The organism is Pantoea sp. B_9 (assembly GCF_008632015.1).
Classification (GTDB): Bacteria; Pseudomonadota; Gammaproteobacteria; order Enterobacterales; family Enterobacteriaceae; genus Pantoea; species Pantoea dispersa.
In genome coordinates, this window is the sequence record NZ_VWVL01000009.1 from 87,044 (window position 1) to 98,776 (window position 11,733).

General features: G+C 57.5%; 13 protein-coding genes. 7 read left to right on the forward strand and 6 right to left on the reverse strand.

Annotation, left to right across the window (positions count from 1 at the left end):
* Window positions 1–79: 79 nt before the first annotated feature.
* The 4 genes from F3I21_RS21285 to F3I21_RS21300 all read right to left on the reverse strand — a co-directional run bounded on the left by F3I21_RS21285 (window position 80) and on the right by F3I21_RS21300 (window position 3,658).
* Window positions 80–1,105 (reverse strand): LacI family DNA-binding transcriptional regulator, encoded by a 1,026-nt coding sequence (locus tag F3I21_RS21285; protein ID WP_058758181.1) that lies wholly within the window; start codon window positions 1,103–1,105, stop codon window positions 80–82.
* 58 nt (window positions 1,106–1,163) lie between these two features.
* Window positions 1,164–2,168, reverse strand: coding sequence for a LacI family DNA-binding transcriptional regulator (locus F3I21_RS21290; RefSeq protein ID WP_058758180.1), 1,005 nt, complete (start codon window positions 2,166–2,168; stop codon window positions 1,164–1,166).
* Window positions 2,169–2,325: 157 nt separating this feature from the next.
* Window positions 2,326–2,988 carry an OmpA family lipoprotein gene (locus F3I21_RS21295; protein WP_021506888.1) on the reverse strand — a complete coding sequence of 221 codons (663 nt, stop codon included), beginning with the start codon at window positions 2,986–2,988 and terminating at the stop codon, window positions 2,326–2,328.
* 109 nt (window positions 2,989–3,097) lie between these two features.
* Entirely contained in the window at window positions 3,098–3,658 is a 561-nt protein-coding gene (locus tag F3I21_RS21300; protein ID WP_104189518.1) for a DNA-3-methyladenine glycosylase I, read from the reverse strand.
* A gap of 187 nt (window positions 3,659–3,845) precedes the next feature.
* On the opposite strand from F3I21_RS21300, the gene F3I21_RS21305 reads away from it, so the two are divergent.
* The 6 genes from F3I21_RS21305 to F3I21_RS21330 all read left to right on the forward strand — a co-directional run bounded on the left by F3I21_RS21305 (window position 3,846) and on the right by F3I21_RS21330 (window position 8,971).
* A complete protein-coding gene (locus tag F3I21_RS21305; protein WP_150059695.1) occupies window positions 3,846–4,535 on the forward strand; it encodes an autotransporter domain-containing protein in 690 nt (229 codons plus the stop codon).
* 78 nt (window positions 4,536–4,613) lie between these two features.
* A complete protein-coding gene (locus F3I21_RS21310) occupies window positions 4,614–5,291 on the forward strand; it encodes a hypothetical protein (RefSeq protein WP_150059696.1) in 678 nt (225 codons plus the stop codon).
* A gap of 101 nt (window positions 5,292–5,392) precedes the next feature.
* The gene (gene dnaT / locus F3I21_RS21315; RefSeq protein WP_021506884.1) at window positions 5,393–5,929 is read left to right on the forward strand and encodes a primosomal protein DnaT; all 537 of its coding nucleotides are present in this window, start codon (window positions 5,393–5,395) and stop codon (window positions 5,927–5,929) included.
* Window positions 5,929–6,669, forward strand: a complete 741-nt coding sequence (gene dnaC, locus F3I21_RS21320) for a DNA replication protein DnaC (protein WP_021506883.1) — start codon at window positions 5,929–5,931, stop codon at window positions 6,667–6,669. Before dnaT ends, dnaC begins: the two co-directional genes overlap by 1 nt.
* A 99-nt stretch (window positions 6,670–6,768) precedes the next feature.
* Window positions 6,769–7,899, forward strand: coding sequence for an ROK family protein (locus tag F3I21_RS21325; protein WP_021506882.1), 1,131 nt, complete (start codon window positions 6,769–6,771; stop codon window positions 7,897–7,899).
* A 79-nt stretch (window positions 7,900–7,978) separates the two neighbouring features.
* On the forward strand, window positions 7,979–8,971 hold the full coding sequence (locus F3I21_RS21330; RefSeq protein ID WP_058775602.1) for a LacI family DNA-binding transcriptional regulator: 993 nt from the start codon (window positions 7,979–7,981) through the stop codon (window positions 8,969–8,971).
* 48 nt (window positions 8,972–9,019) lie between these two features.
* Here F3I21_RS21330 and F3I21_RS21335 read toward each other — a convergent pair whose 3' ends face one another.
* Window positions 9,020–10,057 carry an acyltransferase gene (locus F3I21_RS21335; protein ID WP_058758174.1) on the reverse strand — a complete coding sequence of 346 codons (1,038 nt, stop codon included), beginning with the start codon at window positions 10,055–10,057 and terminating at the stop codon, window positions 9,020–9,022.
* Here F3I21_RS21335 and F3I21_RS23280 point away from each other — a divergent pair.
* Window positions 9,947–10,276, forward strand: a complete 330-nt coding sequence (locus tag F3I21_RS23280; protein ID WP_190286122.1) for a hypothetical protein — start codon at window positions 9,947–9,949, stop codon at window positions 10,274–10,276. The genes F3I21_RS21335 and F3I21_RS23280 overlap by 111 nt on opposite strands.
* Before the next feature lie 26 nt (window positions 10,277–10,302).
* On the opposite strand, the gene F3I21_RS21340 is transcribed toward F3I21_RS23280, so the two are convergent.
* Window positions 10,303–11,379 carry an EpsG family protein gene (locus F3I21_RS21340; RefSeq protein ID WP_223815726.1) on the reverse strand — a complete coding sequence of 359 codons (1,077 nt, stop codon included), beginning with the start codon at window positions 11,377–11,379 and terminating at the stop codon, window positions 10,303–10,305.
* Window positions 11,380–11,733: the final 354 nt, after the last annotated feature.

The following is an 11,733-nucleotide window of genomic DNA, read 5'->3' on the forward strand; positions in this document are numbered from 1 at the left end:
TAATGGAACCGGTTCCAAAGGAAAGTAGCAGAGTGCGGAATTATGATCCTGCTCACGAAGTGAGCCGTCAAAAGCGGGATTAGCGCAGCGGCTGGCTGGAGCCGCGCACAATCAGTTCGCCGGAGAAAACCTGCTCGCGAATCGGCTGTTCGCTGCCTTCGATACGCGCGATCACCTGCTCCAGCGCGGCATAGCCGATCTGCCAGGTGGGCTGCTTCAGCGTGGTGATGCCGACGCCGGCCAGCGCCGCCCACTCAAGTTCGTCGAAGCCCAGCAGGCCAATGCTCTCGCCCCAGCGCAGCGTCAGGCGCTGTAACGCCCGCGCCACCTGTAGCGTCAGCGCACCGTTGGCCGCCATCACCGCGCAGCGTTTGCCCGGATGGCGCTGATGAAACGCCTGCAGCACCTGTTCCAGCTGCGCCGGCTGATGCAACACCACTTCGGCATTCTCTGCCACCACCTGTGGCGCGCCGCTGATGGTATCAAAGAAGGCGGCGAGACGTTCGCGGCGGGTATTGACGCTGCCGAGCGGCTCACTGAGAAACAGCAGCGCTTCATAGCCGTTATCCAGCAGATGCCGGGTGGCGATGCGGGCGGCCTCCGGGTTGTTGAGCCCGACCACGTCGCAGGCGAAATCGGGAATCTTGCGGTCAATCAGCACCATCGGCAGCATCGACTGCTGCAGACGGTTGAGCACCTCTTCGTGCATCCCGACTGCATTCACCACAATGCCTTCCACCTGATAGCTGCTGAGCAGCTGCAGGTAGTGCTGTTCGAGGTCAACTTCGTTGTTGGTGTTACACATCAGCAGCGTGAAGCCGCGCGCGCGGCAGGCGGCTTCAATGCCGCTCAGCACATCCACCGAGTAGGGGTTGGTGATATCGGCAATGATCAGGCCTATCAGCCGGGTGCGGCCGCGTTTGAGTCCGCGCGCCATCTGGCTGGGGCGGTAGTTGAGGTCGGCAATCGCCTGTTCGATACGGGCTTTCAGATCCGGCGAAAGCAGATGGACTTCGCCATTCAGATAGCGGGAAACGCTGGTTTTACCGGTTTTTGCCGTGCGGGCAACGTCACTGATTGTGGCTCGTGGCGGCCTGGTTTTCATCACATACACCTGATTAATTGCATCAGGCGAAGACTATCACAGCGCGGCACCCGCGCAATCACTGTGCGTCAGAAGTGAGGCGCAGCATTGGCTGCCACAGCGTCTGTAAATGCGCGGGCGGCGCGCCTTCCAGCAGCTGCAGCACCATTTCGGCGACGCGTTCGCCAATCCGCTGCTGTGATGATTGCAGAATCGCGTTGACCGGTTGCGTGATAATGGAGTCGTGCGGCAGACCATCGTACACGTACAGGGGAATTGCCTGCGCGCCGCTCAGACGCCCGGCCTGCTGCAGGGCAATCGCTGCGCCTTCGCCGAGCGGGCTGCAGTCGGTAATGATGGCGTCAGGCTGGATAACGTGCGCCAGCCAGGCACGGGTTTGCTGATAGCCCGCGCGGCGCGAGGGTGGCAGCGCGGCCATCCAGCCAGCCTGCTGCGCGCAGGGCGTGGCGGGCAGCGCGTCGATAAACCCCTGCCGGCGGTCAAGAATGTAGGTGCTGGGCTCGTTACCGCCGAGATAAGCGATGCGCGTATAGCCCTGCTGCTGGCAGTGCTGCGCCGCCAGTAGCGTTCCGGCATGGTTATCATAATCAAACCAGGCGTAAGGCTGCGGCAGCTGACTGCGCCCCAGCGTAAGAAAGCGAAAACCCTTCTGCTGCAGGCGCTGCAATCGCACATCCTGCGGCGTGGTATGGGTGACTATCAGCGCGTCCAGCACGCCGCTGCGCAGCATGCGCAGCAAATTGCGCTGCTGATCCTGCGGTTTGTCGGGGAGCAACAGCAGATCGATCTCGTGCAGGGCAAGGCGCTGATCGAGCGTCAGCAGCATTTCACTGTAGTAGCTGTCGTTGAGTGAGGCATTGCTGACCGGAAACACCAGCCCGACCGCATTGGCACGGCCGGTTTTCAGGCGACGCGCGGCGGCATTCGGGCGATAACCGCGCCGGTCGGCTTCCTCTTCGATGCGTTTGCGGGTAGCAGCGGCGACATCATCAAACCCATTCAGCGCGCGGCTCACGGTGGTCACAGAGAGGCCAAGGGCGGAGGCGATAGCTTTGAGTGACATGATGGCTTTCCACTGATCAAATTTTGATCACGCTAGCATAAAGTCATCGCTGGCTCTATCGTCCGGCGACGTTTACGCGTTATCTGCTGCTTTGCACGTCAATAAGCGCGTAAAAACGCGTCAAAAGCCGGCCTGCAGCGGCAGACCGGCCTGTGCCTTAGCCCAGCGGACTCAGGGTAATTTCGACGCGACGGTTTTGGGCTTTACCGGCTTCGGTGCTGTTGCTGGCGACCGGGTTATCCGGGCCCATGCCCTGGGTGCGCAGGCGGTTCTGCGCCACGCCCTGCACGATCAGCGCGCTGGCAACGCTTTCTGCTCGCTGCTGCGACAGGCGCATGTTCAGCGCGCGCGTGCCGGTGCTATCGGTAAAGCCGACCACGTTGACGGCGGTTTTCGGATACTCTTTCAGCACCATCGCCACGCCGGTCAGCGTATTTGCGCCGGCCGGTTTCAGGTTGGCGCTGCTTGAGTCAAAAGTCACGTTGTTCGGCATGTTCAGCACGATGTTATCGCCCTGACGCGTTACGCTGACGCCGGTGCCGCGCATCTTGTCGCGCAGTTTGGCTTCCTGCACATCCATGTAATAGCCGACGCCGCCGCCCAGTGCCGCACCGGACGCTGCGCCAATCAGCGCACCTTTACCGCGATCTTTCTTCGACGAAGAGAGCACGCCCACGCCAGCGCCCAGCACCGCGCCCAGACCCGCGCCGATGCCCGATTTCCCGGCCTGCGATTCGCCGGTATAAGGATTGGTGGTACAACCCGACAGCGCCACGCTGCCGCTCATTAACAAGGCCAGCGCCAGTACACGCTTTTTCATGAAAAAGTCCCTCATACGGAAACGGGGAAAATGCCCCAAAACGGCACTATTATGCCGTTCAATGATGCGGAAATTCGTGAGGCACAGTCTTAATTTGTAAACTTTTGCCTTAAAGATTATCGGGATGGCAGAAACAGCTGGTTTGATGATCGTTTATCAGCCCGCAGGCCTGTAAAAAAGAGTGGCAGGTTGTAGGCCCGACGAATTTAAAACCACGCTTCTTAAGCGCTTTAGACAGCGCAATGGCCGGTTCGGAGGTGGTTGGCGCCAGCTTATAATCCGCGTAATGGTGCAAAATCGGCTGGTTATCGACAAATGACCAGATAAAGCGGGAAAAGTCTTCGCCGGTGGCCTCCAGCGCCAGCAGCGCTTTGGCATTATTGATGATGGCTTCCAGCTTGCCGCGATGGCGGATCAAACCGCTGTTCTGCAGCAGGCGCAGCAGATCGGCCTCATCCATCAGCGCCACCGCCTGCGGATCAAAATCATGAAACGCCTGGCGGTAGTTCTCGCGCTTTTTCAGCACGGTGATCCATGACAGGCCAGCCTGTTGCCCCTCCAGACACAGCATCTCAAATAAGGCGCGCTTATCGGTCTGCGGCACGCCCCATTCCGTGTCGTGGTACGCCAGATAAAGCGCATCCTGTGTTACCCAGCCACATCGCTGCATTGCATCACTCCCTAAGCATGAGGAAAAAGCGGTCAGTCGCTTGACGTTTGAAAGAATCGATTAATAGTTAATCAATGGGTGCCGATAATAACGTCATGGACGTTCGCGCTGCAACCGGGTGAACGCTTCAGGATGATCATCAATTTCAAGGCCAACCCGATCCCTTCTGGCTCGTCAGGAGTCTTTCATGTGGCAGAACAGTCAGCGGACCGGCCTGCGTCTCCTTGCGCTGGCCTTTAGCGGTGGGTGGCTACTGGTGGCGGCCCTGCCAGCGCACGCGTGGGATCAGGCCAGCGAGAGCCGCGCGCCGGATTACAATGCGATACTTGCCGAAAAAATTTCCAGTAATCATCTGATGTTGACAGAAAACCGCGACAGCGATCTGCTTGATGCCGCGCTCAATCCGCCCGGCGGCGGCATGGCGCTGCACAGCGAAACGGCCAGCGTCGGCAACTCGCCGCTGGTGAACCGCTACTCGGCAGGCTGGAACCTGCCGATGAATGACCGCCTGCGCACCGGTCCGGTGGCGCAGTTTGCCGTCGATGATTCCACCCTGAGCTGCGCCGCCTGCGCGCCGGTCGATCGTAACAACGCCGAACACATCGCTTCACTGGGCTGGCGCGTGGATTCCAGTTTTGGCTGGATATCGCCGTGGGCACAGGTGAGTTACAGCCATCAGCTCAGCTTAGACGGCACGGCCGTGCCACGCGATCGGCCGGAAGAGATGAACCGGGAAACGAACTGGATGGATGTCAGCGTCGGTGCCCGTCTGCCGCTCGGCCAGAACATGGCGGCGTTCGCCTCCTTCGCCCAGACCGGTGCGGTCAGCAGCGGCGAACAGTTCATTTACAACCTCGGCGTCAGCGCCAGCTTCTGAAGCGGCATGAAATGAGAAGTGGTGCCAGCCAGCAGAAATATAATAAGCGCGCTAATTATTTTCTGATTTGGTATCACAATGCGCGAAAACATTATTCTTATTAGCCGCGAACTGGCGGCCTTTATCATCAGTGGATTGGTGCTGGTCTTCTGTATGGCGATGGTCTACATCGACGTCAACTGGATGAACGATGCACTGCACGAAACCTCTTTCACCGAAGCGACACAGGAGCTGATGCTGGCGGCCATTGCCGCACTGTTCTTCCTCGCCGCCTGGCAGCGACCGCAGCAGCGCAGCGCGCTGATTCTGGTCGGTGGCTTCTTCAGCTGCATGCTGATTCGTGAAATGGATTTTCTGTTCGACGTGGTGCAACACGGCGCATGGCTGTGGTTTGCGCTGGCAACGACCGCGGCCTCGCTGGCGATGGCGCTGCGTCAGCCGCGGCAAATCCTGCCGGGCCTGGCGGCACTGCTGCAGCATCGCAGCTGGCAAATGATGGCCGCCGGGCTGCTGGCGGTGCTGGTGTTCTCGCGGCTGTTTGGCATGCATGAGCTGTGGCAGCAACTAATGCTGGATGGCTATAACCGCGTGGTGAAGAACATGGTGGAAGAGGGCAGCGAGCTGTTTGGCTACAGCCTGTGTCTGGTAGCATCGCTGCGCTATCTGTGGCAAACCCGCCCGGCGCTGGCAGCGGCACGCGCCAGCCGTCGCGTGGTCAGTATTGAGGCGGCTGAACCGCACTTCGCCTCGCGCTAAATCCGCGCGGTTTTATGGCGATCCCCGGTGCTAAAACAGGTACACTGACCGCTTAGCACCGGGTCGCCGGTGCACCGGGTGAGTCAACGTCAGGTTTCTTCATGTCAGTCAAAATCTTATCTTCAACGCTGGTGGGGCTGGATGGCTTTTGCCACGATCCCCTCACCACGCTGCAGCAGGCCGATAACGGCACGCTGGCGGTGCTGCACAACAATGTTCCGGCGTTTTACGCGATCACGCCGCAGCGCCTCGCGCACCTGCTGGCGCTGGAAGCGGCGGCGCAGCAGCCGAATGATGTCACGCTGGACGACAGCCTGTTTCACAGCGACGCCGCGCCGATCGCCGTGCCGGTGGGTAAGTTCGCCATGTATCCGGGCTGGCAGCCGGACAGCGACTTCCAGCGCCAGGCGGCGATCTGGGGCGTGGCGCTGAGCGAGCCGGTCACCGCCGCAGAGCTGGCGGCTTTTGTCGCCTACTGGCAGGCGGAAGGCCGGCTGTTTCACCATGTACAGTGGCAGCAGAAACTGGCGCGCAGCGTGCAGATGAACCGCGCCGCCAACGGCGGTCAGCCAAAGCGCGATATCACCCAGATCAGCAATACTGATTATGATATTCCCGATGGATTCCGAGGTGAGTAATGAAAACGCCGAACGATCTTTTCAGTCGCCTGAAAAAAATCATGCCCGCAGATGTGCAGCCAAAGTTTAAAAACGGCGCCGAGCTGCTGGCGTGGAATCAGGAGCAGGGCCGGCTGCGCTCAGAAGCGATTGTGCGCGAAAACCGCGCCATGAAGATGCAGCGCATCATGGGCCGCTCCGGCATCCGTGAGTTGCACATGAACTGCTCGTTCGACAACTACCGCGTCGAAAATGACGGCCAGCGCAAGGCGCTCAGTCTGGCGCGTGAATACGCCGCCGGCTTTGAGAACAGCATCGCCAGCTTCGTGTTTTCTGGTCGTCCCGGCACCGGCAAAAACCATCTGGCGGCGGCGATTGGTAACGATCTGATTCTGCGCGGTAAAAGCGTGCTGATTGTCACGGTGGCCGATCTGATGTCGAGCATGAAAGGCACCTTCAGCGGCGGCAGCGACCTGACCGAAGAGCGGCTGCTGCAGGATCTCAGCCATGTCGATCTGCTGGTGATCGATGAGATCGGCATGCAGAGCGAATCGCGCTACGAGAAAGTGATCATCAACCAGATTGTTGATCGCCGTTCGTCGTCAAAGCGGCCGACCGGCATGCTCTCCAACCTCGATCCGGCCGGCATGAATACGCTGCTTGGCGAACGGGTGATGGATCGCATGCGCCTCGGTAATAGCCTGTGGGTGCGTTTTGACTGGGAAAGTTACCGCAGCCGCGTGCGCGGCGACGAGTACTGATACGCGGCAGAAGCGGTAAAAACCCGGTTTTACCGGCGATTAACTGCCAGTGCGGGCTGCTAAACTTACACCTATTACTCTTTGTCAGGTGAGGGTGCGATGAAAGCAGCCGGGAAAGGACCAGCGGTACTTCGACTGAACAACCTCAAGCGGGTGATGACGCAGCTGCGTACCACCCGCATCACTTCCCGCCAGGATCTGGCGCTGGCGCTCGACCTGAGCAAAAACACCGTTTCCCTGATTATCGATGACCTGCTGGCGCAGGGGCTGATTCACGAGCTTGGCCCGGTCAGCGTGGCGGCGGCTGGCCGGCCCAAAATTGAGATCGAACTGCGCGCGGGCCAGCTGAAAAGCGCGGGCATCATGGTGGAGCGCCAGGCGATTCACTGGCGCGTGTGCGACTACTTTTCGCGCGTGGTGGCCGAGCAAACCTGGCGCACCGAAACGGCCGATGCCGACGGGCTGCTGCACGAGCTGACGGAAGTGTGTCAGACGCTGCGCGCGGCGCATCCGGCGCTGCTGGGTGTCGCCATCGGTTTTCCCGGCATCATTGATTCTCAGCGCGGACGGGTGCACTTTTCTGCGCCGCTCGGCTGGCAGGATGTCGATGTGCTGACGCCGCTGCGGCGCGGCGTTGAGCTGCCGCTGCGCATCATGAATAACGTCAAAGCGGCCGCGCTGCTGGCGGTGCAGCAGCTGGAGCTCAATAAAGCGCAAAGCCACTTCTATCTGCGCATCGCCGACGGCGTGGGCGGCGCGCTGGTGGAGCGCGGCGAGGTGTTCAGCGGCAGCAGCTGGACCGCCGGTGAGATAGGCCATCTGAGCGTGCAGCCCAACGGCGCGCGCTGCAGCTGCGGGCGACAGGGTTGTCTGGAGACGCTGGTCAGCCTGCCGGCGATCCAGCAGCAGCTGGCCCGGCGCAAGCCCGGCTTACGCTGGCAGTCCGGCGACAGCGAGCCGGAGATCGTGTATGAGCTGATGGCGCAGACCGGCCGCTATCTCGGCCATGCGCTGAGCCAGGTGATGCAACTGGTCAATCCGGCCAGCATCATCATTGACGGCCCGTGGAATGCGCAACCGGCGTTTGTGCAGGCAGTACAGCAGGCGGCACAGGCCGGCACGCTGGCGTTTACCTTTGCCCATACCGCGCTGCACTTTCTGCCGCAGCGCATTGATCCGGCCAACGGTCTGGCGCTGGCGGTGATTGAGCACTATGAACGAGCGGTATGACCGGCGGAGCAGCGTTTCTTTTTTGACTCGCCAGCGGGCATAATACGTTGATTGACAGGCTCTCTTTGCGGACCGCGCAATGAAAACGCAGCGCATCACTCTGGACGATATTGCGACTCTCGCAGGGGTCACCAAGATGACGGTGAGCCGCTATCTGCGCACGCCGGAAAAGGTCAGGGCGGAAACGGCGGCGAAAATCGCCAGCGTCATGGCCGAAATCGGCTACGTCGCCGAACAGGAAAACACCGCGGCGTCGCGGCACCCACCGCCGCGCATCGGCGTACTCATCCCCTCATTCAATAATCAAATCTTTGCCGATCTGCTGGCCGGTATCGAATCGGTCACCAGCGCCCACGGCTATCAGACGCTGGTGGTCAACTACGACTACAATCCGCAGCGCGAAGAGGAGCAGATTGCCACGGTACTGGCTTTTAACGTGCAGGGATTGATCCTGACCGAGTCGGTGCACACCGTGCGTGCGGAAAAGTATCTTAACGCGGCCACCATTCCGGTCGCCGAAGTGATGGGACTGAGCGAGACGCGCGGGCGCATCAACGTCGGCTTTGATAATTACCGTGCCGGCTACGACATGACCGCGATGCTGCTGGCCAGCGGCAAACAGCGGGTGATTTATTTTGGCTCGATGTCCGATCGCCGTGACCAGCAGCGCTACGCCGGCTATTGCGATGCCGTGGCGGCGGCCGGATTGCCGGCCGGACGCATCGTTCCGAACAAAGTCTCTTCGGTGTCGATTGGCACCGGCATGATGACGCTGGCGCGCCAGCTCTATCCGCAGATGGATGCCATTCTCTGTACCAACGATGATCTGGCGGTCGGCGTGCTGCAGGAGTGTCAGGCTGCTGGGATTGCAGTGCCGCAGGCGCTGGCAATTGCCGGATTCCACGGACTGGAGATTGGTCAGGCGACAACGCCGCGGCTGGCCAGTGTGATTACACCGCGCTTCGAGATGGGCAAAGTGGCAACGGAAATTGTGCTGAAGAAGATTAACCAGCAGCCCACCATTGAACAGGTGGATTTGCATTATCAGCTGTCGATGGGCGCCACCATTTGAGCGGTGGCGCTTTGGTGCAGGCGCGACGTGCGCCTGCATGATTAATACTTAGTCGCGTGCAGCGGTGGGCGGCACAATCGACGGCTGAGCGTGATGGGTGCGCTTCAGGAAACGGCTCTCCAGCAAATTCCACGAGGTGTAAGCCAGCGCCAGCGTCATCACAATCGTCAGCCCCAGGCCAGCAAACGCGTTGGCATCGAACACACCGAAATGCTGTAGCACCTGAATAATCGGCCAGTGATAGAGGTACATGCCGTAAGAGAGATCGCCGTACTGGCTGATTTTTATCTCTTTACACAGGCTGGTGCAGAACAGAATCACTACCGCCGAAAACGCCACCGGCTCAACGATAAACGCGTAATCCGTGCTCTTGAACAGCAGGAACACCACCAGCGACACAATGGTGATCTCTTTCAGGCGGTCAAAGGTTGGCTGATGCACCGCCAGCAGGCTGCCAAAGAAGAAGTAGGACGACAGCGCAATAAACTGCTTGGCCAGCGTATCGGCTTTCGGGCCGCTGTACAGCGCGGTGAAGTAGAAGTACCAGGCGCAGGAGATAATAAAAATCACGCTCCACACCTTCAGCGGGCTTCGCTTCAGCAACGGCACGATAAACGGCAGCAGCACGTAGAGCGTCAGCTCGGCTTTGATGGTCCACAGTGAACCATCCAGCGGCTGATTGGGGTTGTTGGTAAACACGCCCGGCAGCGACGGCTGAATAAAGTTAAGAAACGAGAAGTTGGCGACCAGATATTTAAGGGTTTCTTTATTTTTCAGGAAATCCATCAGCGGTAGGGTAGTAAGACACATGCCAATCACAAAACACATGATGATGGTGAAAATATAAGCCGGTAATATACGTTGTGCGCGCTTAATAAAATAGGACGTCAGCGATTTACTTCTTAAGTAACTTTTTGCAATAAGAAAACCACTTATTGCGAAAAATCCTTTGACGGCAAAATCACTATTGAGAAAATGCGCCAGGAAACGGATATCGGCGTTTCTCGTCACCTCAGCGGAATGCACCAGCATTACGATAAAGGCGAGGGAAAGTCGTACGATGTCAAAATTGTTTTTTTCGTTCATGTCAGCATTCTTTCATTGAGTGACGACGTGCCAGGAAAAGCCATGAAAGACTTTGCATGGTTGCTTCGGAATATTCTTATCACAGGTGTTCTGCGTGAGCAGATGCAATCTATTAGAATTTTAATCTTCATAAAAAGCAAGCAATGTTCAGGACCAGTAAAATATTCGGATTTTCCCTGGATGACGATGAGAAAGGACTTATTAATGAAAAAACGCTAACCAGTTGGCTAGCGTTATTTCTGGACCTAACGGAACAGCTGGAAGGTGCGTGACACCTCATAGCCGACAATCGACTGCTTGCTCGATACGGTGTTGTAGTAGAGATAGTACAGCACCATCAGAATGGTGACAGCCACGGCAAGCACCTTCTTCAGCTTCCGGGTTTCCCAGATACACAGCGAAATAAGCACCGGCTCAACCTGCAGCAAATAGTTCGCCAGACGACCACCAGAAGCGTAATCCTGTAGCGCCATCCTCAGGCCACTGCCGATGGCAAAAGTGATGACCAGAATGTAATAGGTATTAAACTTTTCCGGGTCGAAATTTTTAATTTTATCGCTCAGCAACATGTAGCTGAAGATAAAGACGAAGCCGATATTCTTCAGGTTCGACAGGGTCAGAATACCCTGTTCCTGGCGAGAATCGGCATCGGCATAGCCCATGGCCCTGTCGCCCAGCGCACCGAGGTGGCTGGAGAGCGCGGCGATCAGCGCTGAACTGCCGAGAAACGCCAGCGGCAGGCTGGCGACCACGATAGCAATCGGGATGTATTTGTTTTTACGCACAATCATCGCCAGCGGAATCAGCAGCGCGACAATCGCGGTGGCGTGGCTGATAAACGACAGGATGAAGGTGGTGATCATGCCAGACTTGCTGCGCCGCGACATGTGCCAGACGAAGCCCATTAAAAACGCCGAACATAAACCGAAGCGAATCTGGTTCATGTCTTTGTTGATAAACAGGTGCGCAGAGTAGACGGCGAGGGCCACCAGCGGCAGCGGTGTCAGCTTACGGAAGTAGTGCGCGTTGACACCAACAGCGATGACCGCGAAGACAAAGATGAAAATGTCCGGATTAGCGGTAAAGATGCGTGTCGCACCGGCAATGGCGTAAATGGCTGGTTCATAACGGAATTCCACGACCGCACGCCAGAAACCTTCGATAATAATTTTATCGATAAACTGGGCATAGAAGTCGCGATACTGGAAGTCATCAAGGCCGGTTCCCAGGCCACGAATACCGCCAAAAGTAAAAAGTACTACAACGGCAACAAAATAAAGCCACGTCCTGATTTGCGCTGTGTTTTCATTTTTACTTAACATGATTTCGACAATAGCGACGAAAGTCAGGCTAAGACTTATGATCCAGTAAATTCCCATGGTCACAGATTCTTATAGTTTAAAATTCACTTATAACATACGGCCTTGTTAACGTAAACATGAGAAAAGTCTAATTTTTCCTGGTCCGATATTATATTGAATAGGTTTTGCCATATTTATTTGCTACCGTTTCCACAGACATTTTTCGATGAGTATGTTTTTTTCATTATCTCGCGGAGAGCCGGAGCGTCACTGAGCGATTTTATCCGTTCAGTTTGACTTTTGTTGCTGTTTTTATTCAGGATTTGGAGCCAGTGCGATGAGAGGGTTGTGGATATTTAGCCTGTTTTTTTTACT

Bases quoted from the DNA above. Each gene is read 5' to 3' on its own strand.
- F3I21_RS21285 (WP_058758181.1), bottom strand. From the start codon at position 1,105: ATGAAAACCAGGCCGCCACGAGCCACAATCAGTGACGTTGCCCGCACG.
- F3I21_RS21290 (WP_058758180.1), bottom strand. From the start codon at position 2,168: ATGTCACTCAAAGCTATCGCCTCCGCCCTTGGCCTCTCTGTGACCACC.
- F3I21_RS21295 (WP_021506888.1), bottom strand. From the start codon at position 2,988: ATGAAAAAGCGTGTACTGGCGCTGGCCTTGTTAATGAGCGGCAGCGTG.
- F3I21_RS21300 (WP_104189518.1), bottom strand. From the start codon at position 3,658: ATGCAGCGATGTGGCTGGGTAACACAGGATGCGCTTTATCTGGCGTAC.
- F3I21_RS21305 (WP_150059695.1), top strand. From the start codon at position 3,846: ATGTGGCAGAACAGTCAGCGGACCGGCCTGCGTCTCCTTGCGCTGGCC.
- F3I21_RS21310 (WP_150059696.1), top strand. From the start codon at position 4,614: ATGCGCGAAAACATTATTCTTATTAGCCGCGAACTGGCGGCCTTTATC.
- dnaT (WP_021506884.1), top strand. From the start codon at position 5,393: ATGTCAGTCAAAATCTTATCTTCAACGCTGGTGGGGCTGGATGGCTTT.
- dnaC (WP_021506883.1), top strand. From the start codon at position 5,929: ATGAAAACGCCGAACGATCTTTTCAGTCGCCTGAAAAAAATCATGCCC.
- F3I21_RS21325 (WP_021506882.1), top strand. From the start codon at position 6,769: ATGAAAGCAGCCGGGAAAGGACCAGCGGTACTTCGACTGAACAACCTC.
- F3I21_RS21330 (WP_058775602.1), top strand. From the start codon at position 7,979: ATGAAAACGCAGCGCATCACTCTGGACGATATTGCGACTCTCGCAGGG.
- F3I21_RS23280 (WP_190286122.1), top strand. From the start codon at position 9,947: ATGCGCCAGGAAACGGATATCGGCGTTTCTCGTCACCTCAGCGGAATG.
- F3I21_RS21335 (WP_058758174.1), bottom strand. From the start codon at position 10,057: ATGAACGAAAAAAACAATTTTGACATCGTACGACTTTCCCTCGCCTTT.
- F3I21_RS21340 (WP_223815726.1), bottom strand. From the start codon at position 11,379: ATGTTAAGTAAAAATGAAAACACAGCGCAAATCAGGACGTGGCTTTAT.